The following is a 26,728-nucleotide window of genomic DNA, read 5'->3' on the forward strand; positions in this document are numbered from 1 at the left end:
CGGGCTGGTCGTGAGCGCGGCGGACCGTTCGAGGAAGGCCGCGGCGAGGCCTTCGTCCGGCTCACCGCGATGGCCTCCGCAGGTCTCGCGGCCGCCGACAGCGGCCTGGCCGGCGGGCTGGTCAACGCCACCCGGCAGATCGGCGGAGCCGTCGGCCTCTCCTTCCTGACCCTGTTCCCCTCCCCCGGCGCCGCCTTCCTGGCCTGCGCCGCCCTGACCCTGCTCATCTCCGCACTCGTGACCCGAAAGGCATGAGCATGACTCTGGAAAAGCCCTACATCAGCGGCCACTTCACACCCGTCACCGACGAGATCACCAGCCACGGTCTGAACGTGCGCGGCACTCTCCCGCCCGAGCTGAACGGCCGCTACTTCCGCAACGGCCACAACCCGAAGCCGGGTGTCACCCCCAGCCACTGGTTCCGTGGCGAGGGCATGATCCACGGCATCCGCCTCAAAGACGGCCGGAGTTCGTCGGGCGGCATGTCGATGTCGGCCAGCGTTCGGACGGCTGTCCGCAGCCGTCCCATGGTGGCGGCGGCGTGAATGCCGTGTCCGACCACATCGCCCACCACCAGGGCGACGCGGGCTCCGGACAGTGGGATGACGTCGTACCAGTCGCCGCCGACGCCGGCCTGGGCCTCTGCGGGCGGGGAGCGACAAGCGATCTCCACGGCCGACTGCTCTGCGGTGTGCTGCGGGAGCAGAATGCGCTGCAAGGTGAGGGCAGTCGCACGCGCGTGCGTGTAGCGGCGGGCTTTGTCAACGGCCGCCGCCGCCCTGGCGGCGATCTCCTGCGCGAGGAGCAGGTCCTCGTCGTCGAAGGGATCGGGGTTGCGGTGCCGGATGAACTGCGCGAAGCCCAAGGTGGAGTCTCGGGCCCGCAGTGGCACCACCGGCGTCGAGTGGGACCGGTGGTCGCCAGCGTCACAGGGCGCTGGCGGGCCGGTCTGCCGGGAGGGCTGTCAGCCCGCGCGGTTCACCGTCGGCTCGCGCTCTCGACACCGGTCAGCCTTGCCGATGAGCGGCGAGCCATGGAGCGCGGGAAGGTGGGCGCTGCGAAGCAGGTAGCGGGTTGCTTCCGCACAGCGGCTGGTCTCACCGGGGCGGGTCGGCCACGGAGTGGCCGCGAACATCCTGACCGAGGCCCGCGTCGACCCGGCCGCCCACGACGCCCCGACCGCGGACATCCACTCACCATGGCGGGTAACACCGTGGCGTAGACGTCCGTGTGCCTGCCTCAGGTCGCCCCCTGACGCGACTCACCCTTCGGCGAGGAAGTGCGCCAGCAGGCGGTCGAAGTCGCTGTGGCGGAGTTCGGCCCCCCGTGGCACTACTGCCTCCGTTTCCCGCAGGAACGCCTTGAATTCCCGCTCTGGGGCCTTGAGCAGGGCCGTACCGGACGGCGAGTTGAGAAGGATGTACAAGTCGCGGTAGCCCTCCTCGCCGGTGGGCCATATGCGAACGTCTCCCTCACCGGCGGGACCCTCCAGGCCCTCGATCAGCAAATCGCGCCCGATGATCCATTCCACCGACTCGTCGCTGTCGACATCGGTGGTGAATGCGGCATGGACCACATAGGGATCACTCGGCTCGTACCGCAGATTCATGATCATGGGCAAGGACGTCGCATGCACGCCGACAAGCTTCACAGGTAGCCCCTGGATCACAGTTCTCAATGACTTCATTGGGTCTTACTCCTGGCTCTTCGAGTCACCCGGGGAGGGCCGCCGGAAGGGCTGTCGTCGGATTCAAAGGGGCTGCACAGAGACGTGGTTACTGCGAGGACTGGTGGCGGTCGGCACGAGGACACCTGCAGGGGCAGTTCGTCGTGCCGTCGCGCCCGGCCGGCGGGAGCGGGCGAGGCCACCACTGCCTGGCCGGATCCATCACGAAGACAAAGGGCGCCCTTGGTCTCAGCGATCGACGCTGTACCGGTCGTGGTTGTGGTGAACCGACTCGTCACGGTCCCCACCTTGACGCCGGCGTGATTGCCGTCCCACACGTAGCTGACGCCGCGGCCTCAACCGCAGTCTGCCTTCTGGCCGCATCATTCGTCACAGGCCGACCGTCAGCGCAGGGGTGAGTCCACGGTGGGCGTCAGGAGGGTCTCGTCGAGGCCGACGATCTGGCTGATGTCGAAGCCCTCCATGTCCGCGCGGAATTCAGGACTCGACAGGTATGCCCCCAGCCGCTCCTGCACGTCGTCGGCGTCCTTGTAGGAAACAAGGGCGTACAGCCGGGGAGTGTCGCTTTCGGGCGCCGCGGGCACCGTCCAGACGCCGTGGGTGGTGATCCGGTGCTTGGCCATGCCGGGAATGTGCTGCGCCCAGATCTTCTCGTAGGCGGCGAGCGCGTCGGAGTTGCGCAGGGTGTAGACGCGAAGTTGGTACTGGGACATGACACTGGTTTCCTTTTCTTCTGAGCTTCTTCTGAGCATGGATGGTCGGCGGTCAGAGCCTCGGGGCAGGAGGTGTGCCAGTTCGGCATCCCAGTCGATGAGTCCGGACTCGGTCCCCCGTGGCACCAGAGCCTGGGTGTCCTGAAGGAAGGACGAGATGTCCTGCACGCAGGCCTCGAGCAAGGCGGTGCCTGCGGAAGACCCGAGGGCGATGTAGATCGACTCGTCGACCCGCCCCGCGGACGACCAGATCCGGACATCCGCGTGGCCTGCGGAAGCCTCCAGCCCGTCAGCCAGAAGATCCCGCCCCAGTACCCATTCGACCGGTTCGGCACAGTCGACGAAGAAGGCGGCACGGACGACATGGGGATCAGCGGGCTCGTAGCACAGATGTACGCAGAGGGGCAACGAGTGGACGTGCGAGACGACCAGTTGCACGGCCACCCGCCGTTCTACGGACTTCAAGGACTTCTTCATCGGCTTCCCTGGGTAGGGCTCAGCGGTGCCTCTCATCGGCCTGTGATGAAGAGACAGCGCGGGCGGGAGGCGGTAAAGCAGGGGGCGGGCGCAGGACGGCACCCGCGCACCGCATGAGGAGTGGCGCTGAACTCACTCGGCCGGCGGTCGGGGACGTCGCCCCCCGACCGCCAGCGGGATCCCCGCCGCCGGCAGGGACAGAGCCGAGGGGAACTTCTTGCGCACACGACCGATACCCGTCTCACCGGTCGTCGTCGCGGCTCAGGTCATGGTGGTGCCTGCCCGCGCCGTCGTGCTCGTTTCGGTTCCCGTCGTGGCGGTAGGACCTGTCGTACGTCCGGCCGTGCCCCTCGCCCTCCCAGCGGTAGAAGTGACCATCGCGGTAGTAGAGACCGTCGCAGTCGTGCCGGGTCGAGTCGGTGCCGTGGTGGTCCTGGTGCCAGCCGCGGGCCTCGTCGCAGGAGTAGCCCCGCTCGAGCAGGTAGCCGACACCGTGGTCCCAGCTGTAGTCAGCGGCCACGGCCCCGTCGGTCGGGCGCTGGGCGTGCGTGGACGCAAGGGGTGCGGCCGAAGCGGTGCCACCGGCACCGAGGACGGCGGCACCGGCGACCGCGACGGAGGAGACAGCGAGGGTGATGCGCTTCGCGAGCTTGTTCATGATCTTTCCTTCACGAGGGGATCTGCGCCAACGGCGGTTCTGACAGGTGATGCATGACGCCCGGTGGGGTCCGAGCGAGCAGTTCCATACGTCGTACGGAAGAACGCTTTCATTGTTACCATACGTCGTATGGAAATGTCGAAGTGACGAAGGTAACCGCGGCTGGCGCGAGCGCCGACAGGTGTCGCTCTTCAACGTGACCTGCCCGTCGCCGTCCCCCTCGGCACGCCGACCCTCCTTGTCATGACCGCGGTATTGCGTGTCCACCCGGGGCCCGCGCCAGGACGCAGCCGGGTTGGCGAGTGCGCGAGTTCCGGGCCAGCGGCCGGATCGTCATCGTGGGTGCTTCTCTGGCCGGGCTGCGGGCCGCGGAAACACTGCGCGAGGAGGGCTTCACCGGTTCCCTGACCATCATCGGGGACGAGCCGTACGAGCCCTACGACCGGCCTCCGCTGTCCAAGCAGGTACTCAAGGGCTGGGTGCCGGCCGACCACACCAAACTGCCCCGCATGCGAGAAGTTGACGCGGACTGGCGGCTCGGGACGGCCGCCACCGGGCTCGACCGCGCCACGAAGCAGGTAGGCCTGGCCAACGGCGAGCAGATCCCGTACGACCGGTTGCTGATCGCCACGGGCACCCGCGCACGCCAGTGGCCGAACCTGGACGAGGCAGCCCTGCACGGGGTCCACACGATCCGCTCGCGTGACGATGCGGAGCAGCTGCAGAAGGAGCTGGCCGAGCCGCCAACCCGGGTCGTGATCATCGGCGCGGGGTTCATCGGCTCGGAAGTGGCCTCAGTCTGCCGGGAACTCGACGTCCCGGTGACCGTCGTCGAGCGGGGTTCGGCGCCGCTGGTCGGCGCGCTCGGCGGGGTGATCGGGGAGATCGCCGCGCAGATGCAGCGCGATCACGGCGTGGACCTGCGCTGCGGGCTGGGCGTGTCGTCACTGGAGGGCGACTCGGGCGGGCACGTGCGGCGGGCGCACCTGTCCGACGGCACCACTGTCGACGCCGATGTGGTGGTGGCCTCCTTGGGGTCGATCCGCAACGTGGAGTGGCTGGAGGGCTCCGGGCTGGCCGCCGGCTTCTGGGGTGTCGGGTGCGACGCCGGTGGTCGTGCCTTCGACATCAACGGAGTGGTGACCGACAGCATCTACGTGGCAGGGGACGTGGCGCGTGCGCCGCATGTGCTGTACGAGTACCAGTTCCTGGCGATGGAGCACTGGGACAACGCCGTTCTCGGCGCCGAGGCCGCCGCGCACAACATGGTGAACCTCGAGCCACACTATCGCCCGCATCTGCTGCTGCCCGGCTTCTGGTCCGGTCAGTTCGGCGTGAACATCAAGTCCGTTGGCGTGCCGCCCTTCGGTGACGAGATCGTCTTCACCCAAGGGTCTGTCGCGGAACGCCGTTTCGCCGCCGCCTACGGTCACCGAGGCCTCATCGTCGCGGCCGTCACCTTCGATCACGGCAAGTGGCTGGAGTACTACGGGAAGCTGATCGAGCGATCCGGTCCGTTCCCGCCCCCGCCGCCGGGCTGGGACCAGCCGCCCGACATGAAGCCGGTGCCGGCCGAGTTCCCGGACCCGAGGGCCCCGACGGCGGCCCCAGACGTCGTCCTGACCGGCCACGCCCCGAGCGAGCGGACGGCCAAGTTCCGGCCCCGGCGCCACTGACGCGCTCGTCGGGCCAAGCCGGTAGGCGGACAGCATCGACAGGAGAAGGAGGGGAGCCTCGTGGTCGAGGAAACCCCCTGGCAACAGGCCCTCCGTTACGCCAACCGCACCAATCCGTACCCGTTCTACGAGGAACTACGCAAGACACCGGTGGCGCGGCAGCCGGACGGCACCTATGTCGTCAGCACCTACCGGGAGATCGTCACGCTGCTGCACGACCCCCGGGTCAGCTCGGATCCACGCAAGTGCCCCGTCCCGACCGCGGCCCCGACCGAGGGATCGGTGGAGGCGGAGGCGGAGCCGATCACGGAGGCGGTCATCTCTTTGGAGCCGAACATCATCACCCAGGATCCACCCGAGCACGATCGAGACCGCCGGATGATGATGCCGCATTTCGTCGGCCCTCCCCATTCCCCTCACCTGATCTCCGACCTTGAACCCGAGATCCATCGCATCGTGGCCGGACTCCTGGACGACATGCGGGGCAAGACCCGGATCGACGCCGTCGACGACTTCGCCTACCCCCTGCCGGTGACCGTGATCTGCAAGGTCCTGGGCGTGCCACTGGAGGACGAGCCACGCTTCCACCACTGGATCGAAACGGCCCTGGACGCTTTGGACTTCGGTCCCGAGGCGAGACCCGGCGGCGAAGCAGGCCGCGGACAGTCGACCGGGATGAACCTCCGCAGAGCCGATCGAGTGACCGAACGCGGAAGAGCGGTGGGCCCTCTGGATATTGCACCCGCCGCAAAAAGAATGGAGGCACTTTCCGGGAGAGAACAAATCGAATAGGAGTGAGTATGCGACCTGGACAAGGGGTCATGCGGTCGCGAGTGCACCGCTCTCGCTGGTCACGTCCGGCATCCGTTGCCTTCATCGCGCTGCCCGCCATCGCGCTCGTAGGTGTACTGGGCGCGGTACCGGCGGCGGCTCAGGGCCTGATCACCGACCCCGAACCGACCGTCGTGTACGCCGACGGGGCCGCCCTCCCCTCCGTCAGCTCCGCCTTCCCGTGGGACAGGGACAGGGACAAGGACAAGGGCAAGGACGGGGACGGGGACGGGTGCTTCGAAATCGACACCGTACGTCAGGAAGCAGCCGGCGGCGGGGCCTTCTACGCCGCGACCAGTGGCGGAATCGCCTACGTCGGCGACGAAACGAGCCCGCTCGGAAGCATCGACTGGGACGACCTCTCTGATGAAGGCGGAGACGTCCCCGAGGGTGCCTGCGGAGTGTCCATCGACGTAGGCCCCACCAGCCAGGGCAGCGACGTCGTCATCGACGTGATCACGACGGCCGGCACCGTACACACCATCACCTGCGACCGTATGGGTTCCGTGATCACCGACTGCGGTACCTGGGTCCAGCGCGACACGCCGACGCCCGGCGACGGCTGATCCGCGGCCCGCGATGGGCGCGTGGTGAAGCGGTTCCGGTCTGGCGTCGGGACGAGAACCGAGTGCCGTGCCCGGCTCCACCCGGACACGGCACTCGCGCTGGGCCGCTGCAACTGCGCCCGTCGCGTGCACCATTGACTGCTGTGGTGTGTGCTCACCGCGCTGGATTTGGTTGCGTCCTGGGAAGTGGTGTACGGGTTCGACCTGATCCGGGGGTTTGCTCCGGCATCGGGATGAGGCCCGCATAGACGAACGGCCACCGGCTGATCTTCGAAGTGTCGAAGCCTCGAAGGAGATCAGCACGATGACCGCACCCGACAGTCTGCCCCTGCACGCCCTCGCCGAGAACAACCTCGCCGCGGCGAGTCCCGATCTGCTGCGCGCGATGGTCAAGACGTTCGCCGACGCGCTCATGTCCGCGGAGGCCGACGCCCTCTGCAACGCCGAGTACGGCCAGGTCAGCGACGAACGCGTCAACCACCGCAACGGATACCGCCCACGCGAGTGGGACACCCGCGCCGGCACCGTCGAACTCGCCGTCCCCAAACTCCGCAGCGGGAGCTACTTCCCGCACTGGCTCCTCGAACGCCGCCGCCGGGCCGAGCAGGCCCTCATCTCGGTGGTCGCCACCGCCTACCTCCTCGGCGTCTCCACCCGCCGGGTCGAGAAACTCGCCGAGTCCCTCGGCGTCACCCAGCTCTCGAAGTCCCAGGTCAGCGCGATGGCCAAGCATCTCGACGAGCAAGTCACCGCGTTCCGCAACCGACCGCTCGACGCCGGCCCCTACACCTTCGTCTGGGTCGACGCACTGACCCAGAAGGTGCGCGAAGGCGGCCGGATCATCAACGTCCACGCCCTGGTCGCGGTGGGCGTCAACGCCGACGGACACCGGGAGATCCTGGGCCTGGACGTCGCGACCGCCGAGGACGGCGCGGGCTGGCTCGCCTTCCTGCGCTCGCTCGTCGCCCGGGGCCTGTCCGGCGTCCAGCTCGTCGTCTCCGACGCCCACGCCGGCCTCGTCGACGCGATCGGCGCCACCCTGCCCGGCGCGTCCTGGCAGCGCTGCCGCACTCACTACGCGAGGAATCTCCTGAGCCAGGTCCCGAAGTCGGCCCAGCCCTGGGTGGCGACCCTGCTGCGGACCGTGTTCGAACAACCCGACACCGACGCGGTGACGGCCCAGATGGCCCACGTTCTGGACGCAATGGAGGCCAAGTTCCCCAAAGCGGCAGCCCACTTGGACGCCGCCCAGCACGATCTGCTGGCATTCACGGGCTTCCCACGTGAGCTCTGGCGGCAGATCTGGTCGAACAACCCCCAGGAACGGCTGAACAAGGAGATCCGCCGCCGCACCGACGTCGTCGGCATCTTCCCCGACCGCACCGCCGTCGTCCGCCTGGTCGGCGCGGTCCTCGCCGAGCAGAACGACGAGTGGACCGAGGCCCGCCGCTACATGGGCCTCGACCTCCTCGCCAAAGCCCGCCTCCACCCGATCGAGTCAGAAACCGACGACACCGCCCTGCCCACCGAACTCACCGCATAGCCTCAACACGAGATCACCGAGTGGCCGTCGATACACCACTCCAGCGGACGTGACCCTGGATTTCGGCAGGGACACGGGACAACTCTGGCGAGCCGTCCTGGCACATCTCCGATCGCGTCCCCCTGTGGGTCGAATTCGCCATCCCCACAAGACGAGCGCCGCTACCGCCGGTCCTCCGTCAACGGCTGATCTTGGTTGTTGAGGTTCAGTGAGTCCCCTGGCGGAAGAGTCGTGGCTTCCCGCACGACGCCTCGGCTGGGCTGCGAGGTGAGTTCGCCGCTGACGGCGGCCCTCCCCGGGATGTGCACGGGAGCACGTGGTTGACCTGGGCCGAGCTGGACACCACGGAAGGGCAGGAGACCGACGCCTCAGGCACACGGACCCGCGCCTCAGCCGCAGGGATCGACACCGAGTGGGGCCGGGTCTGGACCGTCATGCACATCCTCAGCGAAGTCCACGGAGCCGGGAACGTACGTCTCGTCGTCTGGTTCCACTCACTCGTGGCTGCGTACTTGGTTGGACGGACTGGCCAAATACGACGCTCATTCACAGTGGTCGGGGTCGGCGTCATGCGTGGCCGGCCTCGTGGTCGGGCCTGCGGTCGCCCCAACCGCGACGGCCCGACCCGTGCAGGGCCGGCACCCCGGCAGGTGATCTTCCCCTCGCGTACGCGGGCGCGGTCCCAGCGGTGCGCATCCAACTCGCTTGCTTTTAGGATGTATTCATAGTTTTCATGTGTTCTGCCATGTCCTGTCCGACGCTTCCGGCAAACGAGAGGTGATCTCGCTGTTGCGCCGACCGGTTGTTGGCCATCTCGATCCACAGGTGGCCATCGCCCCGTTTCGGCTTCCCCGTAAGGGCTCAGGTGTCTGACGGAAACTCATCCGCTCGTCTCAGCTCGGTGACCCTCGTCACACCCGGCTCCTGTCAGCAAACGGGGCGCCGTCTCGTTCAAGGGGCACACGAACGAGACAGGAGCAACGCCATGAAGCACCGCATCGTCGTCCTCGGCGCCGGATACGCCGGGGCCTTCGCCGCCGGAAACCTGGCCCGCCGCCTCTCGCCCGCCGACATCGAGATCACCGTCGTCAATGCCGTGCCCGACTTCGTCGAGCGGATGCGGCTCCACCAGCTTGCGATCGGCCAGGACCTGGCGGTCCGCAAGCTCGCGGACGTCTTCGCGGGTACCGGGGTTCGGCTGCGCCTGGCGCGCGTCACCGGCGTCGACCCCGGGCGCAGGACCGTCGCTGTGACCGGCGAGGACGGCGACGGCGAGCTCGTGTACGACACGCTCCTCTACGCGCTCGGCAGCTCCGTCGCACACCATGGCGTCCCCGGCGTGGCCGAGTACGCATTCGATGTGACCGGTCGGTCCTCGGCCCTGCGACTGCGCGAGCGCCTGGCCGGCCTGGGCGACGGCGGCACCGTGCTGGTCGTCGGTGAAGGGCTGACCGGCATCGAGACCGCCACCGAGATCGCCGAGGCGCGGCCCGACCTCTCGGTCGCACTCGCCGCCCGTGGCGAGCTGGGCACATGGCTCTCCTCGAAGGCCCGCCGCCATCTGCGCCAGGCCTTCGACCGGCTCAGCATCACCGTCCACGAGCACAGCGGAATCGAAGCCCTCGAGCCCACACGGGCGATCGCCGCCGACGGTACGTCCCTCCCGGCCGACGTGACCGTGTGGTCGGCCGGCTTCGCCGTGCACCCCATAGCGGCCGCCAGCGGCCTGAAGGTCGCCGAGACCGGCCAGATCGTCGTCGACCGGACGATGCGCTCGGTCTCGCACCCGGACGTCTACGCCGCCGGCGACTGCGCCTACGCGATCGGCGATAACGGCCGACCACTGCCGATGTCCTGTGGCACGGCCGGCTACACCAACATGCAGGCGACCGCCGCGATCATCGCGCGCCTCACGGGCAGCGAGGTCCCCACCACCGGGCTGAAGTACTACGGCAACCACATCAGCCTCGGGAAGCGGGATGCGATCTTCCAGATGGTGGACGGGAACGCCCGGTCGAAGTCCTGGTACCTGGGCGGCCGGACCGCCGCGCGGCTCAAGGCGGGCGTGCTCAAAGGAGCAGGGTGGAGCATCTCCCACCCGACCTTCGGCATGCCGAAGCGCAGGCGCCGCCTGGCCACCGTGCCTGACCGGTCCGGCGTGAGCGTTGCCGCCTAGTCTGTTCCACATGGACAGCGCAGCCCTCGATCGGTTCGAGGCCAGCCGAGGCCGGCTGGCCTCGCTCGCGTACCGTCTACTCGGCTCGGCCGCCGACGCCGAGGACGCCGTGCAGGACACGTTCCTGCGCTGGCAGGCCGCGCACCGCGACCGGGTCGAGGTGCCGGAGGCGTGGCTGACCAAGGTCGTCACCAATCTCTGCCTCGACCGGCTCCGCTCGGCGCAGGCGCGCCACGAGCGTACGGCCGGTGTCTGGCTGCCCGAGCCACTCCTCGAGGGCGACCCGATGCTCGGCCCGGCCGACACCTTCGAGCAGCGCGAATCGGTGTCCTTGGCCGTACTGACCCTGATGGAGCGCCTCTCGCCGGTCGAGCGGGCCGCTTACGTCCTGCGTGAGGCCTTCTCGTACCCCCACGCCGAGATCGCCGTGATCCTCGACATCACCGAGTCCGCGAGCCAGCAGCATGTCCACCGTGCCCGGCGTCGGGTCACCGCCGAGCGCCGCGGCGGCGGCGAAGTGGATCCCGCGTCCGCGCGTCGAGTCGTCGAGGAGTTCCTCGCCGCCGCCACGTCGGGGCGTACCGAACGGCTGGTGGCACTGCTCACCGACGACGTGACGGCGGTCTCGGACGGCGCCGGACTCGCCAGGCGGCTGCTGCTGTACAAGACGCGCGAGCGCGTCGCCTCCTACGTGCGGGCCGGCTTCAAGCCCACGCCGGCGAAACGGCGGCTGGCCGGCGGCTCGCCCGCGCTCCATATCGCGCTGGTCAACGGCTCCCCGGCCGTCCTCGCCGTCGTCGACGACCGAGTCGTGGGCGCCGTGGCGTTCGAAGTCACCCACGGCAAGGTCGCGTCCCTGCGCGGTATCGCCGCCGCGGACCGGCTCGCGCGCCTCAACGCGGCCTGGCGGCAGCACGAACCAGAAGCGCCGGTCATCCAAGCATGGTGACCAGAGCCACCGGAATCCAGTGACCTGAGCCGGAGCGAGGACGGCACCCCCTTCGGCCCCCCGCGCTGCACAGCAGCACGGGCGCGAAGCACGTCCGCCTCCCGAATCGGTGCGCGGTTGTCCAGGTGGTGCAGCAGTTCCAGGGTGAGGGACACGGCGAGGCGGTGCTCGGCGCCCGGGTGCCCCCGGAGCGTTTCGGCGCCGGCGATCCCTGCAGCACGGTTCTTGCGGTGGGTATGCAGGAGTTCGGTGTTCGTGGAGCGTTGCCGCCTTCGTCGAGGTGGACGCGCAGGGTGGTGCGGAGCGTCGCTTCCGCCGGGGCGCCGCCGCACAGGGGCCCCGGGGTGGGGGTGATGAACTCTCGCTGCCCAGCGGGGCCTTGCGGGCAACCCGGCCGGAGAACAGCTCACCGCCTGTCCTCCAGGCAGGCGTCGAATGCGTCGGTCCCCTGTGAACTGCTCAACCCCCTTCTGTGGCAACAGAGTTGTCAGACAGTCGAGGACGACGCGACATCGAAGCCGTCGCCCTTGCCGGCCAGGACGAGCAACGCATGGAAGGCCGCACCGCGCCCGGGCGCGTGTCCGGCTGCACCACCGCGAACGGCTGCCCGCGATCTTCCACTCCGCACTCCGCGGCTGATCAGGAACGAGCGCCCTCATGAACCTCAATGAAGGGCTTCTCCCACTAGATACGTGACTGTCAGTTCCGTTATTGTCCCCGTCATGCCGGAGCGGCACTGAACTCTGAACGGCCGCGCCGCGGCATCGACTTGTCACGCTGCGATCCCCCCACTCCGAGGGAGCCGCCATGCCCACGCTCGACCGCCAGGACAATGTCTTCGTCCTCAATCTCGGAGACGGCGAGAACTGTCTCCACCCCGACTGGATCGCTTCCGCCAACACCGCGCCGGACGAGGTGGAGAATGCCGACGCACCGCATGCCCTGGTGACCGCCGCCACGGAGTTGACCGTGCGGCCCGGCACGTAGACGGGCTTGTGGCCGCGGGCTGCGAGGAGGGCCAAGCAGCGCGGACGCGGTGGTGAAGATGCGACGGCCCGATGGCCGGCATCGGCCCGCCCATATCCGGCCCCTCGCTCATTCATCCTCCCCTCCTCGTTCCGAGCACTTGCCGTCGGCTCGCGGAACACCCCGCCCTCAGCTGCGTCATCAGCGACTACAGCACACCCCTCGATCAGCAGTCAGGGAGCCCCGAAGAGCCGGACGGCCACTCCTGCCGAGTCACAGAGGACAAGCCGCCATCAGCCATGCCCGACCCTTCTGGACCGCCACCAACGTACGGAGACCGCCATGACCCACCCGCACGTCCCCCGCCTTCGTCATCGCCCGCGGCCTCACCGCCCGGGTGTGTCCTTCGCCCTGGTCAACGGATCGGCCTTCGCCGTGCACGTGCTGCTCGCCTGCTCCGCAGCCGAGTTGATGGCCACCCGCGTCTGGGGAGAGACCAGCATCGGCGTCCTGGCCCTGCTCTTCCAGGGCTCCCTCCTGGTGTGGACGGCGACGCGGTACGACCGCCGCGCGGACGGACACCCGACTTCCCAGGGTGAAGGGCAGGAGAGCAGATGAGTCCGCGGATCCTGCTCGCCGCGCCCGGCGCCCTGGACAGCGACACGCAGGCCTTCGTCCTGGTGGGCTTTCTGACGCTCATCGTCCCCATCCTGTTCATCTGCGTCCTCAGCGGCCCCGAGAGGGACCGGATCAACGACTTCTACACAGCGGGGCGCGGGCTGAAGCCCCTGCGCGGGGCCCTCGTCCTGTCCGGTGTCTACCTGCCCGCGGCCGCGGTGCTCGGCACCACGGGAAGTGTCGCGGTCTTCGGCTACGACGGGCTGTTCATCGCCCTGTGCACCGTGCTGTCACTCGGCGTGCTCCTCCTGCTGGCGCGCCCGCTGCGCGAGCGCGGCGGCTACACGCTGGGCGACACGTTCGCCCTGCGGGCTCCGGGGCCCGGGGCGAGGATCGCGACCGCCGTCGTGACCTTGAGCGTGTGCGTTCCCGTTCTGGTCGTGCAGCTCTCCGGCGCGGGCGTGACCACCACGGCGCTGCTGGGAATGACCGGGCCTGGCGCCGAGAAGACAGCCATCGTCATGATCGGCGCACTGGTCGTCTGCGCCACGGTGTTCGGCGGCATGCGCGGCACGATCGTCATTCAGGTGATCAAGACTGTGGTGCTGCTCGGCTCGGCCCTGACGGTGGCGGCGGTGCTGCTCCATCGTTTTCACTGGAGCGCCGATTCCTTGATCGACGCCGCCAGAGAGGGCAGTGGCCGTCCCGCCGGCTATATGCGTCCCGGCCTCCGGTACGCCGCGAGCAACGACCCCGAAGGCACGCTCGACTTCATCGGCCTGATGATCACCGTCGTGCTGGGAGTGGCGTGCCTGCCCCACGTCGCCATGCAGCTCAGCACCGCTCCCGACGGGGCCACCGCGCGCCGTACGGTGCGCCACAGCATCGGCATCGTCGGCACGTTCTGCCTCACCACTGCTCTGATGGGCCTCGCGGGCGCCGCGTTGATCGGCGCGCCGGCGATCGTCGCCGCGGACCCCGGCGGCAACAGCACCCTGCTGCTGCTCACCGGCGAACTGGCGGGCGGCTCGTCGCCCCGGACGAACGGCGCGCTTCTCGTCGTCCTGGTTTCCTGCGCCGTGTTCCTCACCACGCTGGCCGCCGTGGCGAGCATCACCCTGGCGGCCGCGGGGGCGATCGCCCACGACCTGTACACGAAGGCGCTGCGCCGTGGGTGCACCACCGAGGGCCGCGAGGTGGCCGCCGCCCGCCTGGCGTCCACCGGGGTCGGAATCCTGAGCATCGTGCTGGCGGTCTGGGTGCAGGGATGGAACGTCCTGTTCCTGACGACGATGTCCCTGGCGGTGGCGGCCTCCTGCCTGCTTCCGGCGCTGGTGTACTCCCTCTTCTGGAGCGGTTACACCCGAACCGGGCTGCTCTGCACTCTGTACGGGGGCCTGTGCTGCACCGTCGGACTGCAGATCTCCAGTCCGGTCTTCTCCGGCACCCCCTTGGCGCTCTTCCCGGAGCGGCACATCGACTGGTTCCCGCTGGAGACGGTGGCCCTCGTGTCGATTCCCGCCGGCTTCCTGTTCGGCTGGCTGGGCAGCGGCGCCGGAAGGCGAGGAAGGAAGGGAGGGCAAGGACGTCCGGGACAGCCGAGTGGTCGACGGGAGCCCCAGACCACCGAGGCCGACTGGGCCACTTGACCTCGTGGCGGCCGGAGCCCGCGATCCAGCGGTGTGCCGCCCGGACCCGTATCCCGAGGCCCTGCGCCACGCCTGCGCCTACTGGTCCGAGGACGGCACGAGATCACCGGCTCCACGGCGCACGCCGGCCACCGGGGCCCGCCGACGGACCTGCAGCGACCGGCACCGGGCCGCACGGGCCGGAGAGTCCGGTCGGCGTGACGACACGGGGTCGCTGCGCCGGCCCGGGCCGTCTTCCCGGCGCGCTCCGCTCACTCGCCTGCGTCGAGGGCGTCGGCGAGGTGCGGGTCGATGTGTCTGAGCGCCGCCACGGCGAACTGGGTCGTGAACTCGGCGGCCGATGCCGGATTCAGCGAGTCTGCGACGAGCGTGTACCTCGCACCCTCGACGACCAAGCCGACGACGAAGGAGGCGCAGAGCTCGGCACTCGTCCCCCAGGTGCCACGGCCGTGGCGCTTGGTGAAGTACCGGATCCGGCGCGTGATCTCCCGGGAGGCGGCCGACATCAGCCGTTGCCTGGCCTCGGCCGCCGACCCCGTCGCGTGCGCGCCGAAGAGCAGCCGGAATCTCGCCGGATGAACGTCCGCGTAATCGAAGAACGAGGCCACGCCGGCGCGCACCTGCTGTTCGAGCGGGAGATCGGCCGCTGCCGCGTAGGCCTCGAAGAGCGCACTCGCCAGGGTGTCGGCTGCGAGGTCGGCGCATCTGCCGAACAGGTCCTCCTTGCTGCCGAAGTGTGCGTACAGCGTGGGTTTGGTGGATCTCGCACGTGCGGCAACGACGTCCATCGTCGCCGCGTGGAATCCGGCCTCGCTGAAGACCGCGGCGGCCGCGTCCAGCATCTCGTCGTCGGTCGGGCGGGCCGCAGGGGGGCGGCCCGTTGGACGCCGTGGCGCGGAGCCGGCCTCGGGCAGGTGATCAGCCATGACCACCACTTTACTTCCGGGTAAACCGGGATTACGGTTTACTCCGTAGTAAATGCGGATGTGCACGACTCCCTGACTGGAGAAACCGGCCAGGGCCTTGTGGAGGCTTTCATGCACCACACTCACCTCATACGGCCCGCCGCGACCGCCGCAACGCGCCCCGTCCCCGCCGCGCCCCTGGGACTCGCCGCCGACCGGGAGCTGACCGTCGCCGGCCCCTGGCGGCTCCCACGGACCCCCGACGCCTGCGGCCAGGCCCGGAGTGCGGTGTGCGGCATCCTGGCCGACTGGGGCCTGGACCAGCTTGCGGACACGGCCGAACTCCTGGTCAGCGAACTGGTCGGCAATGCGCTGCTGCACGCGTACGGTCCCGTCTCCCTCACCGTGGTACGCCGCGAGGTCATTTGTTGCCAGGTCCGGGACGGCAGCCGGAAACTGCCGCAGCTCCGTCCGGCGCAGACCACCGACGAATTCGGCCGCGGCCTGCGTTTGGTTGACCAGATCGCGAGCAAATGGGGAGCCGACCCCACACCCTGGGGCAAGGAAGTCTGGTTCGAACTTCCGGAAGCGCCGGACCCCCTCGCTGGAGGGTGGGACTGAGCGAGGCGCCCGCGCCTGAGGTTGCGTCCTGAGAGGTGCTGTACGGGTTCGACCTGATCCGGGGTTTGCTCCGGCGTCGGGGTGAGCCCCGCACAGACGAAGGGCCACGGGCTGATCTTTCAGGACGGCCAGGTGGGGGCTCGGTGCACCGTTGACGCGGGGCCGATGAACGCAGGCCCGGCCCTGGGCCCGGACTGACGGACGTGACCGACAGGTGGGTCCCCCATGTCCGGGAGCCCTGCGTGATCGCGGGCTGCCACGGCGCCGGGAAGTGGGCAGCAGTGGCATCGCGCGCACCCCCGGTCCGACGTGGTCGGGCGAGATCGTAGGCTCTTGGCATGGCGGGTACACAGTCGCGCGGGGCGGAGCGGGGGCCGGGACGGCCGCGGGAGGAGCGGGTCACCGGGGCGGTCCTGAACGCGGTCGTCGACCTGGTCACCGAACAGGGAATCGGGGCCGTCACGATGGATGCCGTCGCCGCACGCGCCGGCGTGAGCAAACCCGCCATCTACCGGCGATGGCCCACCAAGCAGGACCTGATCATCGCCGCTGCCGAGACCCGAATCGGCGTCCTGTCGGTACCTGATCTGGGCGACTTCCGTGCGGAACTCCGTTTGATACTCACCACTCGTCTGGAGGCGTACCGCCTGCCGGGATCGGACCGGCTGATCGCGGGCCTGATCGGCGCGGCGGCCGAGACGGGCGCGGTGCGGGGCCAGTACGTGGAGTACACCGAGCGGATCACGAGCGAGACCAGGCGCATCCTGGAGCGCGGGATCGCGCGCGGTGAGGTGCGGCCCGACACCGACGTCCGGGCCGCGGCGACCCTGGTGGCCGCACCGCTGCTCTTCCGGCTGATCGTCGAGCAGGAGCTGCCCGACGCCGCGCTGGTGGACACACTGGTGGACCTCGTCAGCCGCGCGGTCCGCTCAGCCGCCTGAGCGGTCTCCCGCCCCGGATCTCCGGCTCGAATTTCGATGCCTGCGGACCCTTGTCTCCGCGCACCCTAATAACGATACTTCCAGTAACGATTTCCCCCCCGTTACGGAGGACTCATGGACAACGTCGTGACCGCCCCCGCCCCCGCGCTCGACAAGCCCCTGATGCACTACGGGAAGCGCACGCTCGAGCGCATCGCGCCCGGCATGCCCCAGCCCGACTACCGGCTCCTGGACGTCTGCCCGCTCACCCCGCACATCGGCGCCGAGATCGAGGGCGTCGACCTCTCGCTCCCGATCGGCGAGGACCTCGCGGAGGAGATCAGGCAGGCCCTGCTGGAGTGGAAGGTGCTGTTCTTCCGCGATCAGCACGCCTTCGACCCGCAGTCCCAGCTCGCTGTCGCCGGCCTCTGGGGCGAGCCGGAGCCCAACCCCTTCTTCCCCAAGGGCGACACCGTCGGCGTCTCCCGTCTGGCCAAGGACGCGATGGCCATCGGCACCGAGAACATCTGGCACAGCGACCACTCGTTCATGGCCGCGCCGGCCCTCGGCTCCGTCCTGCGTGCCGTCGAGGTCCCGTCCGCGGGCGGCGACACCATGTGGGCGGACATGTCGGCCGCGTACGACAACCTCTCCGAGGCCATGAAGGCCCGGATCGAGGGGCTCACCGCCGTGCACGACTGGGTGCCGAGCTGGGGCTGCTTGATGACCGAGAGCCAGATCGCCGCGCACCGCGAGAACCTGCCGGCCGTCGAGCACCCCGTGGTCGTCCGCCACCCGCGCACCGGCCGCAAGCTCCTCTACGTCAACGAGCCCTTCACCACGCGGATCGTCGGGCTGTCGGACCCCGAGAGCCGCGAACTGCTCGAGGAGCTCGTGCTCCAGGCCCGGATCCCCGAGTACCAGGTGCGCTTCCGCTGGCAGCCGGGCTCCGTCGCGATCTGGGACAACATCGCCACCCAGCACTACGCAATCAGCGACTACTTCCCGCAGCGCCGTGTCATGGAGCGCATCGCAATCGCCGGCGTCCCGCTGTCCTGAACAGGCAGGCACCGGCCCTCCCCTCCCCATCCAGCCTCCGCGGAGCCCTTGTGACCGACACCGAAGTCGCACCCGCTGTGCCCGTCGGCATCCCGAAGCCGACGAACAGATCGAGACGCCGAGCGTGGATCGTCACCGCGCTGCTCGTCGTCTTCATGATGATCAATTTCGCCGACAAGTCCGTGCTCGGTCTGGCCGCAGACCAGATCCGCGAGGACCTCGGCCTGTCCGCAGCAGCGTTCGGACTCGCCAACAGCGCCTTCTTCCTGCTGTTCTCGGTCTGCGGCGCCGCGGTGGGGCTGCTCGCCGACCGCATACGGCCCAAGTGGCTGCTGCTGGCGATGGCCGTTCTGTGGTCCGTCTCCCAGGCTCCGCTGGCCGTGGGCGGAGGGTTCGCGGTGCTCATCACCTCGCGTGTCCTCCTCGGCGCCGCCGAGGGGCCCGCCTTCCCCGTCGCGCAGCAGGCCACCCTGTCCTGGTTCCCCAATCACCGACGGAACCTGCCCGGGGCGCTGATCGTGCTGGGGGTCACCCTGGGAGTCCTGGTCGCCGCTCCCGTACTGACGTGGGTGATCCACCACCACGGCTGGCGCTCGGCCGTCGCCGTGGTGGCGCTCGCCGGTGTGGTGTGGGCTCTGCTGTGGATCCCCTTCGGCGGGGAGGGACCGTACGCAGCCGCGTCGGACAAGGGCTCCCCGGCGTCGGCCGGCCCCGGCGACGGGACGGGGACGGGTGAGGGGACGGGGGCCGGAACCGGGACGGGCCCGGCCCGGCACAGGACGCCGTACCGCCGGATCCTCGCCACCCGTACCTGGATCGGTGCGACGACCGCCTACTTCGGTACCTACTGGGTCATCGCCTTCGCCCTGGTCTGGCTCCCTTCCTACCTCCACGACGGGCTGGGCTACTCCTCGGCCGCGTCCACCCGGTTGCTGATGCTGTTCTGGGGTCTGAGCGGCGTCGTCGTGCTCGGACAGGCGGGCCTGACCGGATGGCTGCTGCGCCGCGGGATCGCGAGCCGGTGGGCCCGTGGCAGGGTCGGCGGAATCCTTCTGCTCATCGGCGCCGCAGCATGCCTGGCCCTGCCGTCGGCCCCGGCCGGCGCCGCGTCCGTCGTGCTTCTGGTCGCCGGATTCGGGCTCGCCGGAGCGATGGGCAGCGTCGCCGCCACCACTGTCGCAGAGCTGGTCCCGGCCGATCGCCGGGGCGGCGCCCTGGGCATCATGAACGCCGTGGTGACCATCGCCGGTCTGATCGCCCCGACACTGATCGGCCGCCTCGTGGACACCCATGGAGCGGGGGGCTACCCGTACGCGGTCCTCATCACCGGTGGCGTGCTGCTGCTGAGCGGAACCGCCGCCGTCACGCTGATCGACCCGGACCGCGACGCGCGCCTGCTGTCCGCGTGACGACGCACCCTCGTCCGGTCATCTGTGCGCCCGGGGCCGGTCCCCGCACAGCGCCGGGAAGCAGCCCCAACCGCCCGGCTCCCGACCTTCCACAGGGAATGACATGAACACCAGCACCCTCGACACCTCCTTCCTCGACCGCACCGTGACCGACGTACGCGGCAGCGCCGAGTCCTGGTCCGCCACCCCGCTCACCGAACGCATCGCCCTCCTGGAGCGCCTGCTGCCGCGTGTGGTCTCCCGTGCCCCCGAGCTGGTCGCGGCCGGTGCCCGCGCGAAGGGGTACGCCCCCGATTCGCCGTGGGCCGCCGAGGACTGGATCGGCGGGCCGTGGGCCCTGGCGCAGAACGCCGCAGCGTATCTGCACGTGCTGCGGCGGATCGCCGCGGGCAAGGATCCCGTCGGCGCCGAGGCCGTCCACGAGGAGGACGGCCGCACGCGGGTCGACGTCTTCCCCGCCACCGGCTGGGACACCCTCCTGTTCAACGGCTTCACGGCCCAGGTGTGGATGCGCCCCGGCACCACCGCGGAGCAGGCACGGAGCCGTGCGGCGGGCGAGTACCGGGACAGGCCCGGCCGCCCGGCCGTGGCTCTGGTGCTCGGGGCCGGCAACGTCGCCGCCATCACCGCGCTGGACATCCTGCACAAGCTCTACGCCGAGGGCCAGGTCGTCATCGCCAAGATGAACCCGGTCAACGACTATCTACGCCCCCACTTCGAGTACGTCTTCGCCGAGTTCGTCGAACGCGGCTGGGTGCGTTTCGTCGACGGCGGTGCGGCCGAAGGCGGTTACCTCGCCGCCCACGGGGACGTGGACGCCGTTCACGTCACCGGCAGCGACCGCACCCACGACGCCATCGTCTGGGGCACCGACGAGGAAGCCGAGCAGCGCCGCCATGAGGACCGGCCGCTCATGGACAAGCCCTTCAGCAGTGAACTGGGCGGTGTCAGCCCCTGCATCGTGGTGCCGGGGCCCTGGAGCGACGCCGACTTCCGCTTCCAGGCAGAACACATCGTCACCAGCAAGATGAACAACTCCGGGCACAACTGCATCGCCAGCCAGATTCTGGTCGTGCCGCGCGACTGGGACGGCACCGAGCGGCTCCTGGCAGAGATCCGGCGGCTGCTGCGCGAACTGCCTCCGCGCACCGACTACTACCCGGGCGCCGGCGGGCGCCTCGCCTCCGTCCTCGCCGCCCACCCGCAGGCGGAGACTCACGGCGACGGCTGCCGACTGCTCGTCCCCGACATCACCGACCACGACGACGTCCTCATCACCGAGGAGGTCTTCGGCAGCGCGCTGGGCGTCGTACGCCTGCCCGGACCGACTCCGGCCGCATTCCTGCGCCACGCCGTCGACTTCGCCAACGACACTCTCCCGGGCACGCTCGGCGCCACTCTGATCGTCCACCCGAGGACCGAGAAGGCCCACCGGGAGGCGGTGCGCACCGCGATCGCCGACCTGCGCTACGGCACCTTGGGCGTCAACTGCTGGTCGGCGGTCGGCTTCCTGCTCGGCTTCACCCCGTGGGGCGCCCACCCCGGGCACACCCGCCAGGAAATCGGCAGCGGCATCGGCTTCGTGCACAACGCGTTCATGCTCGAGGACATCGAGAAGACCGTGCTGCGCGCCCCGTTCACCCCCGCTCCGCGTGGTCTGGTCACGGGCGACCCGTCACTGTCCCCCCGCCCGCCGTACTTCGTCACCAACCGCACCGCACTGACCACCGTGGAGCGCGTCACCCGCTTCTCGGCCGCACCCAGCGTGAGGAAACTGCCCGCTCTCCTCGCATCCGCGTTGCGGGGCTGACGACTTTGCGCCTGCTGCAGGCATCAGTTCAGCGCAGCGCACCAGGAAGTTCCGTCCGCGCACCGCCCTTGCCGTGACGTGCCGTTCCACGGACCGGCTCCGGTGGCCGATACCTCTTTCCGCCGCTTCCACCGACACACCCCACGGAGACCTCACATGCTGAATCTCGCCGTCGCGCTGGAGAACAGTGCCCGTGCCGTGCCCGACCGCACGGCAGTCGTGCTGGGCGTCCAGCGGCTGACCTATGCGGAGCTGGACGCCGCGGCCCGCCGCGTGGCCGGCCTGCTCCGCTCACGCGGCATCGAGCCGGGCGACAAGGTCGCGCTGTCCTGCCCGAACGTGCCGTGGTTCCCGATCGTCTACTACGGCATCCTCAAGGCCGGCGCGGTCGTCGTCCCCCTCAACGTGCTGCTCAAGGGCCGGGAGATCGCGTACCACCTGACCGACTCCGAGGCCAAGGCCTACTTCTGCTTCGAGGGCGGCGCCGAGCTCCCGCTGGGGCAGGAGGGCTGGGCAGGCTTCGGCGAGACGCCGGGCTGCGAGCACTTCTTCCTGATGCCCGCCGCCCCCACCGAGGACTCCCCGATCCCGGGCGCCGAGACCCTGACGGCGGCGCTGGCCGGGCAGAGCGCGGACTTCGAGACGGTGGCGACCGAGTCCGGTGACACGGCGGTCATCCTCTACACCTCCGGCACCACAGGCCGGCCCAAGGGCGCCGAGCTCACCCACTCCAACCTGATGCTCAACGTGCTGACCTGCCACAAGCTCTTCGGCGAGATCGAACACGACGTGCATCTGATCGCCCTGCCGCTGTTCCACTCCTTCGGCCAGGTCGTTCAGATGAACGCCGGCCTCGCCTCAGGGGCGACGCTGGTGCTGCTGCCGCGCTTCGACGCCCGGGCCGCCCTGGCCCTGATGCAGCGCCATGCTGTCACCTTCTTCGCGGGCGTGCCCACGATGTACTGGGCCCTGCTCGAAGAAGAAGCGTCCGACCTTGACCTGCCGCGGATCGCCGAGAATCTGCGCATGGCCGGCTCGGGGGGCTCGGCGCTCCCGGTCGAGATCCACCGCCGTTTCGCCGAGCGGTTCGGCGTCACCATTCTGGAGGGGTACGGCCTGTCGGAGACCAGCCCGGTGGCCACGTTCTCGCCGCGCGGCGAGAAGGTGCGGCCGGGCTCCATCGGACGCCCGGTCTGGGGCGTGGAGGTGGACCTGGTCGGCAAGGACTGGACCCCGGTCCAGGGTGCCGACGCGATCGGCGAGATCGTCATCCGCGGGCACAACGTGATGAAGGGCTACTTCAACCGGCCCGAGGCGACCGCCGACGTGATGCGCGACGGCTGGTTCCGCACCGGTGACCTGGCCCGCCGGGACGCCGACGGGTGGCTCTACATCGTCGACCGCGCCAAGGACCTGATCATCCGCGGCGGTTTCAACGTATACCCGCGGGAGATCGAAGAGGTGCTCCTCACCCATCCCGCCGTGAGCATGGCGGCCGTCATCGGCATGCCGCACGAGCGCCACGGTGAGGAGATCAAGGCCTGCGTGGTCCTCGCTCCGGGAGCGGCGCTCTCCGAGGAGGAGCTGATCGATTGGTGCAAGGAGGAGATGGCCGGCTACAAGTACCCCCGCCTGGTGGAGTTCTTCGCGGTCCTGCCCACGAACGCCACCGGCAAGATCCTCAAGCGCGAGCTCCGGGACGCGGGCATCGCGGATACCGCCGCGATCGAGGGGGCCCGATGAGTGCGCCGCCCGGCGACGTCGACCACGTCGTCGTCGGAGCCGGCCCGGCCGAGCCGCGATCGCCGGGAGGCTGACCGAGAAGGGCGCGGCCGCGGTCTTGCTTGCGGAGGCGGGCGGCACAGGCGAGAAGGCGGCCGCCCCGCCGCCTTCTCCCAGCTCTTCGAGACCGGACCCGACTGGAGGTCACTTTTCAACGTCGGTCTTGACCTGGTTGGTTCCGCCGGCTCCCGGCACTCACGCCGATCTCCCGGGCGGCCTCCGTCACGCCCGAAGGGCCGGATCAACGACCGCGCCCCGTGAGAACTCAGGCATACACCGCTTGCTCGCGTTGCGCTTCGTGCTCACTGCCAGGGACCGCCTTCTCCGACCGGCCAGTCCCAGTGCCAAGCTGTCCGGCTCAGCGGGGGAACCTCACCTCTCCGGCCCTCATGCACCACTGACACGATCCCACCGTACGTCGGGCCGTTGAGCTGATGATTCAGCGTGCCTCACTCGGCCGGTGACCGGCATTGCTCGACCATGAGCTTGGAAGACGTCGGAGGACGTGCCCTTCGGCGCCTTGAGATGCGCCGACTACGAAAGCAGCTCCACCATGTTTGCTGGACCCCGACTCCGGTCCCTCTCCCGAGGTACAACAGTGCTGACCGGCGGCCTCTTGGTCTCGACGGCTCTGTTCACCATGGTCACTCCGGCTCTGGCCTCCGTTCCGGCTCACGGGACTCCGGCTCAGGCACCCGCGGCGCCGGTATCGGAAGACGACCGGTGCGACAGACACCCCTACGACGGCTCACTCGCGCCGGCACTGGGCGACCGAGACAAGTGCAGGGGCAAAGCCGGTCGACCCGGCCCTCCCGGCCCTCCCGGCCCTCCCGGCCCTCCCGGCCCTCCCGGCCCTCCCGGAGTATCCGGCTACCAACAGGTTTCCAACACTCAGACCTGCGGGGCCGACACCTTCTGCACGTTCACGGCAACCTGTCCGCCTGGGACGGTGGTCACAGGCGGCGGCCTCAACACCAGTACTTTCATCAGTAGCGGTGTGTACCTCTATGAGTCCGGACCGATCAACAACACCACATGGAGAAGCACCCTGCGCAACACCTCCGGCTCCTCCTTCAGCGTTACTGTCCGGGCCATCTGCGCCAACGCCAGCTGAGGGGCGTGCAGGCGAAATGGTGCGCGGGCGGGCCTCGGAGGGCGTGGGAGGTCAGGGCGCGTATCGGGTCGTGATCAATCTGTCGATTCGCCCCCGTGGTGAGGCCCGGACCCGTGGATCCTCTTCCGTGACGCGAGTGCAACCTACCTCGAGGGTATCGATGACCGCCTCGATCCACTGACGGACCCGGGCGATCCTCCCGTGTCGGGACCGGCTCGTCCTTACGGTCGGGCCGGACCCGGTGGACGCCGAGCCGCTTGGTGAGGAAAGCCTCGAACTCCTTTCCCGCGAAACCCTTGTCCGCGAGGATCACCTGCCCGGCCCGCACGAGGCGGTGGTCGCGTTCCAGCAGCGCGGCCACCACCTCCCGCTCGCCGATCTTCGGGTGAGCCAGACACCAGCACGGGCTGCCGAACCTCCTGCACACGTACATCGACTGCTCCCGGACGCCGACGCAGATGCCGAGGGGCTCTCGCGCTGGATCGTCCAGGCCCGCGCAACCGATCTGCCCCGAAACCGGCTCGCCCTGACCCGGCCGATGCGTGCCTCGCACTCATCGTGGGTGACGTGGAGGGCGGACGGGGCATCGCAGGCGAGCCGGGCGTCGGCGCACCAACGGACGAAGACCGGAAGGCCCTGCCGGAACTGCCCGCGAGGTCCTGGCGGCGGGCACCGCAGCGCCCCGGCCGGTCAACGGCGCACGGAGTTGCGCGGGGTGACCAGACCGGATTCGTAAGCGAGGACCACGAGCTGGGCGCGGTCACGGGCGTGGAGCTTGGCCATGGCCCGGTTGACGTGGGTCTTGGCGGTGAACGGGCTGATGACGAGGCGATCGGCGATCTCGTCGTTCGACAGGCCCTGGGCGGCCAGGGCGACCGCCTCGCGTTCGCGGCTGGTCAGCGCCTCCAGCCCGCTGCCGACGCGGGTCAGGGGAGGCTGGGTGACGTACCGGTCGATGAGCTTTCGGGTGATCGCGGGCGCGAGCAGGGCGTCGCCGCGGGCGGCCACGCGGACGGCGTGCAGGAGGTCTTCCGGCACGATGTCCTTGACGAGGAAGCCGGCGGCGCCGGCGCGCAACGCGTCGAAGACGTGCTCGTCCATACCGTAGTTGGTCAGCATGACCACGTGCACACCGGTCAGCGCCGGGTCCGCGGCGATGCGCCGGGTCGCTTCGATGCCGTCCATGACGGGCATCTGGATGTCGATGAGCGCGACGTCCGGCAGATGCTCCGTGACGAGGGCGCAACCCTCTTGGCCGTCGGCGGCCTCGGCCACCACCTCGATGTCGTCTTCAAGGTCGAGCAGCGCGCGGAAGCCGCTTCGGATGAGCGGCTGGTCGTCGACCAGCAGGACACGGATCACGACGCTCCGTTCACGGGGAGTTCGGCCTGGACGGTGAAGCCGCCTGCGCGGCGCGGTTCGGTGCGCAGGCGGCCGCCGAGAGCCGCGACACGTTCGTGCATGCCGCGCAGCCCGAGGCCGGGCGTCAGCGCGGGATGCGAGGTCGCCTTTCCATCGTCGTCGACGCGGATGGCGAGGGCGTCCGACCGACAGTCGATGAGCACCGAGACAGTGCTCGCGGCGGCGTGCCGGGCGACGTTGGTGAGCGACTCCTGAACGATCCGGTAGGCGGTACGGCCCACTCCCGCCGGCACGGCCTGCGGACGTCCTTCGATCGTCAGCGTCGTCTCCAGGCCCGTCGTTCGGAACCGTTTCACCAGGTTCGGGATGTGGTCGAGTCCGTGCGGCGGGGCGGTGTCGTCGTCGCGCAGCGCCTCAAGGGTCGTGCGCAGCTCCCGGCTCGCCTCCCGGGCCGCCTCCTGGATCGCCAGCAGGGCCTCCGGCACCTGCTCGCCCCGCCGCCGGGCCACGTGGACCGCGACCTCGGACTGCACCTTGACGACCGAGATCTGGTGGGTGAGCGCATCGTGCAGTTCCCGTGCGATGCGCAGCCGCTCCTCGTCAGCCCGGCGTCGTGCGGTCTCCTCGCGGGTGCGCTCGGCTTCGTCCGCCCGGCGTTCGGCCTGCCGCACCGCCTCCCCCGCGGCGAACGCGGCGATCAGCCAGGCGATCTCAAGCGTGTTCCGGGCCTGCGCCACGACCTCGCGCGCGGACCCGTCATGGAAGACCAGGGCGGTGAGGTGGAGCACGGCCAGCAGGCCCAGGGACGCCGCCAGCGTGACGGCGCGGTACCCGGCGCGTACCGCGCCGAAGACCGCGACCAGGTACGAGACGGCGAGCACCTCGAACCCGGTCCCCAGGTAGCCCACTGCGCAGAGTCCGGCGGCAGCCAGGACCACGAGCGGTGCCCGGCGGCGGGCTGCCAGCGCCAGCCCGCCGGTCACCAGCAAGGTGGCGCCGAGCAGTTCGCGGCCCCCGGCAGGGTGCGGCCCGGACAGCCCGGTGACCAGCAGCAGCGCTGCCACGCCCAAGGCGGTCGCCCAGTCGGTGACTGCGGCCGGGACAGCGAACCGTCCTTTGTCCATGGCTGCACCGTAGCCGGATCCGGTCGTGGTCGAGTCCGACCCTGGGACGAACGCCGGCTACTGCGTGTGCGGTACCAGCGCGCCGTCTGCCGCAGCCGGAGCATCCGGATCGC

22 protein-coding genes and 3 pseudogenes are annotated in these 26,728 nt (G+C 69.7%); 17 read left to right on the top strand and 8 right to left on the bottom strand.

Annotated elements, in window-relative coordinates:
• Positions 1-69 precede the first annotated feature (69 nt).
• Together QRN89_RS00560 and QRN89_RS00565 are read left to right on the top strand one after the other, a co-directional pair.
• Positions 70-255 carry a hypothetical protein gene (locus QRN89_RS00560; protein WP_290347352.1) on the top strand — a complete coding sequence of 62 codons (186 nt, stop codon included), beginning with the start codon at positions 70-72 and terminating at the stop codon, positions 253-255.
• 2 nt (positions 256-257) lie between these two features.
• Complete coding sequence (locus tag QRN89_RS00565; protein WP_356948597.1) at positions 258-545, top strand: carotenoid oxygenase family protein; 288 nt, start codon at positions 258-260, stop codon at positions 543-545.
• On the opposite strand, the pseudogene QRN89_RS00570 reads toward QRN89_RS00565, so the two are convergent.
• From QRN89_RS00570 to QRN89_RS00585, 4 genes and pseudogenes are all read right to left on the bottom strand, one after another.
• A pseudogene (locus QRN89_RS00570) lies at positions 467-919 on the bottom strand (PP2C family protein-serine/threonine phosphatase); the annotation flags it as partial. The gene QRN89_RS00565 and the pseudogene QRN89_RS00570 overlap by 79 nt on opposite strands.
• Positions 920-1,261: 342 nt before the next feature.
• Complete coding sequence (locus QRN89_RS00575; RefSeq protein ID WP_290347353.1) at positions 1,262-1,615, bottom strand: SsgA family sporulation/cell division regulator; 354 nt, start codon at positions 1,613-1,615, stop codon at positions 1,262-1,264.
• A gap of 455 nt (positions 1,616-2,070) precedes the next feature.
• Complete coding sequence (locus QRN89_RS00580; protein ID WP_290347354.1) at positions 2,071-2,877, bottom strand: SsgA family sporulation/cell division regulator; 807 nt, start codon at positions 2,875-2,877, stop codon at positions 2,071-2,073.
• A 241-nt stretch (positions 2,878-3,118) separates the two neighbouring features.
• Positions 3,119-3,535, bottom strand: coding sequence for a hypothetical protein (locus QRN89_RS00585; protein WP_290347355.1), 417 nt, complete (start codon positions 3,533-3,535; stop codon positions 3,119-3,121).
• 329 nt (positions 3,536-3,864) lie between these two features.
• On the opposite strand from QRN89_RS00585, the gene QRN89_RS00590 reads away from it, so the two are divergent.
• From QRN89_RS00590 to QRN89_RS00630, 9 genes and pseudogenes are all read left to right on the top strand, one after another.
• A complete protein-coding gene (locus QRN89_RS00590; protein ID WP_435833293.1) occupies positions 3,865-5,211 on the top strand; it encodes an NAD(P)/FAD-dependent oxidoreductase in 1,347 nt (448 codons plus the stop codon).
• Between the two features lie 60 nt (positions 5,212-5,271).
• The gene (locus QRN89_RS00595) at positions 5,272-6,003 is read left to right on the top strand and encodes a cytochrome P450 family protein (protein ID WP_290347357.1); all 732 of its coding nucleotides are present in this window, start codon (positions 5,272-5,274) and stop codon (positions 6,001-6,003) included.
• Between the two features lie 29 nt (positions 6,004-6,032).
• Positions 6,033-6,608 (top strand): hypothetical protein, encoded by a 576-nt coding sequence (locus QRN89_RS00600; protein ID WP_290347358.1) that lies wholly within the window; start codon positions 6,033-6,035, stop codon positions 6,606-6,608.
• A gap of 304 nt (positions 6,609-6,912) precedes the next feature.
• Positions 6,913-8,151 carry an IS256 family transposase gene (locus QRN89_RS00605; RefSeq protein ID WP_290347359.1) on the top strand — a complete coding sequence of 413 codons (1,239 nt, stop codon included), beginning with the start codon at positions 6,913-6,915 and terminating at the stop codon, positions 8,149-8,151.
• 985 nt (positions 8,152-9,136) lie between these two features.
• Positions 9,137-10,327 (top strand): NAD(P)/FAD-dependent oxidoreductase, encoded by a 1,191-nt coding sequence (locus QRN89_RS00610; RefSeq protein ID WP_290347360.1) that lies wholly within the window; start codon positions 9,137-9,139, stop codon positions 10,325-10,327.
• A gap of 10 nt (positions 10,328-10,337) precedes the next feature.
• Positions 10,338-11,276: a sigma-70 family RNA polymerase sigma factor gene (locus QRN89_RS00615; protein ID WP_290347361.1), complete on the top strand. Its 939-nt coding sequence runs from the start codon at positions 10,338-10,340 to the stop codon at positions 11,274-11,276.
• Positions 11,277-12,083: 807 nt separating this feature from the next.
• Positions 12,084-12,236, top strand: a pseudogene (locus tag QRN89_RS00620) (enoyl-CoA hydratase/isomerase family protein); the annotation flags it as partial.
• A 405-nt stretch (positions 12,237-12,641) separates the two neighbouring features.
• Positions 12,642-12,860 carry a hypothetical protein gene (locus QRN89_RS00625; RefSeq protein WP_244529766.1) on the top strand — a complete coding sequence of 73 codons (219 nt, stop codon included), beginning with the start codon at positions 12,642-12,644 and terminating at the stop codon, positions 12,858-12,860.
• Positions 12,857-14,509 (top strand): sodium/solute symporter, encoded by a 1,653-nt coding sequence (locus tag QRN89_RS00630; protein WP_290347362.1) that lies wholly within the window; start codon positions 12,857-12,859, stop codon positions 14,507-14,509. The genes QRN89_RS00625 and QRN89_RS00630 overlap by 4 nt, the downstream gene beginning before the upstream one ends.
• 251 nt (positions 14,510-14,760) lie before the next feature.
• Here QRN89_RS00630 and QRN89_RS00635 read toward each other — a convergent pair whose 3' ends face one another.
• The gene (locus QRN89_RS00635; RefSeq protein WP_290347363.1) at positions 14,761-15,435 is read right to left on the bottom strand and encodes a TetR/AcrR family transcriptional regulator; all 675 of its coding nucleotides are present in this window, start codon (positions 15,433-15,435) and stop codon (positions 14,761-14,763) included.
• 111 nt (positions 15,436-15,546) lie between these two features.
• On the opposite strand from QRN89_RS00635, the gene QRN89_RS00640 reads away from it, so the two are divergent.
• The 6 genes from QRN89_RS00640 (at position 15,547) to QRN89_RS00665 (ending at position 22,976) form a co-directional block, all read left to right on the top strand.
• Complete coding sequence (locus QRN89_RS00640; protein ID WP_290347364.1) at positions 15,547-16,035, top strand: ATP-binding protein; 489 nt, start codon at positions 15,547-15,549, stop codon at positions 16,033-16,035.
• Positions 16,036-16,373: 338 nt separating this feature from the next.
• Entirely contained in the window at positions 16,374-16,976 is a 603-nt protein-coding gene (locus QRN89_RS00645; RefSeq protein WP_093660672.1) for a TetR/AcrR family transcriptional regulator, read from the top strand.
• A 114-nt stretch (positions 16,977-17,090) separates the two neighbouring features.
• Positions 17,091-18,014, top strand: a complete 924-nt coding sequence (locus tag QRN89_RS00650; protein WP_290347365.1) for a TauD/TfdA dioxygenase family protein — start codon at positions 17,091-17,093, stop codon at positions 18,012-18,014.
• Between the two features lie 50 nt (positions 18,015-18,064).
• Complete coding sequence (locus QRN89_RS00655; protein WP_290347366.1) at positions 18,065-19,423, top strand: MFS transporter; 1,359 nt, start codon at positions 18,065-18,067, stop codon at positions 19,421-19,423.
• A gap of 103 nt (positions 19,424-19,526) precedes the next feature.
• Positions 19,527-21,233, top strand: a complete 1,707-nt coding sequence (locus QRN89_RS00660; protein WP_290347367.1) for an aldehyde dehydrogenase family protein — start codon at positions 19,527-19,529, stop codon at positions 21,231-21,233.
• Between the two features lie 156 nt (positions 21,234-21,389).
• Positions 21,390-22,976, top strand: a complete 1,587-nt coding sequence (locus tag QRN89_RS00665; protein WP_290347368.1) for a long-chain-fatty-acid--CoA ligase — start codon at positions 21,390-21,392, stop codon at positions 22,974-22,976.
• A gap of 1,300 nt (positions 22,977-24,276) precedes the next feature.
• On the opposite strand, the pseudogene QRN89_RS00670 reads toward QRN89_RS00665, so the two are convergent.
• From QRN89_RS00670 to QRN89_RS00680, 3 genes and pseudogenes are all read right to left on the bottom strand, one after another.
• Positions 24,277-24,556: pseudogene (locus QRN89_RS00670) on the bottom strand (IS982 family transposase); the annotation flags it as partial.
• Between the two features lie 263 nt (positions 24,557-24,819).
• A complete protein-coding gene (locus QRN89_RS00675) occupies positions 24,820-25,491 on the bottom strand; it encodes a response regulator (RefSeq protein ID WP_290347369.1) in 672 nt (223 codons plus the stop codon).
• Positions 25,488-26,615 (bottom strand): sensor histidine kinase, encoded by a 1,128-nt coding sequence (locus tag QRN89_RS00680; RefSeq protein WP_290347370.1) that lies wholly within the window; start codon positions 26,613-26,615, stop codon positions 25,488-25,490. Before QRN89_RS00680 ends, QRN89_RS00675 begins: the two co-directional genes overlap by 4 nt.
• Positions 26,616-26,728 lie beyond the last annotated feature (113 nt).

The organism is Streptomyces sp. HUAS CB01 (assembly GCF_030406905.1).
GTDB lineage: Bacteria > Actinomycetota > Actinomycetes > Streptomycetales > Streptomycetaceae > Streptomyces > Streptomyces chengbuensis.